This window comes from Arsukibacterium sp. MJ3, assembly GCF_000987765.1.
Taxonomy (GTDB): domain Bacteria; phylum Pseudomonadota; class Gammaproteobacteria; order Enterobacterales; family Alteromonadaceae; genus Alishewanella.
The window spans coordinates 1-583 of the sequence record NZ_LAHP01000125.1 but is presented as its reverse complement, the minus strand read 5'-3'; the positions used below and the strand labels follow the sequence as shown (position 1 = coordinate 583).

General features: G+C 52.0%; 1 protein-coding gene. It reads right to left on the bottom strand.

The annotated features are described in order from the left end of the window. The coding region (gene modA / locus VT06_RS17705) for a molybdate ABC transporter substrate-binding protein (RefSeq protein WP_082122583.1) at positions 1 to 583 on the bottom strand (583 nt) is incomplete at both ends.

The following is a 583-nucleotide window of genomic DNA, read 5'->3' as shown; positions in this document are numbered from 1 at the left end:
AACACCTGCGCGCCAGCATGCTCATAGCCATACTCGGTGAGCAACATTCCTTGTATAATCGGCGCATGTTGGTGCTCTGGAATCGCTATAAATTGCCCGTATTCTGCAAGCTCTTCACTGAGCGCCAAGGATAACGCCAAAATACCCAACTGCGCGCTACCCGAACGCACAAAATGTGCCACTTGCGCTACATTCTCGGCATATACTAAACGCCCTTCAATTGCTGGCCAGCGCGGATGCTGCTGTAGCCATTCCAGAGCCCTTACACCATAAGGTGCATGTTGCGGATTGGCGATGGCAATTCGGCCTCGGCGTTGCTGCAATGTAATGCTTAACCATGTATCCAGATCGGCTACTCTATCTGCGCTGCTCGCCTGCCCGGCTTCAGCTAGGGCCTGCGCATTATCAACCAGCATCCAAGCCGCCAACAGCCCTTCTGCATAGGGATAAACCGAGCGGCTATTGCTAGCAGCAAGTTCTACATTACTTTTTACCTTGCTATTCACATTGGTATTCACATTGCTCGACGCGGCAATATCCGCAGCTAACAGGCGCTGGGGGTAATCAATATCGGCCGAGAAAT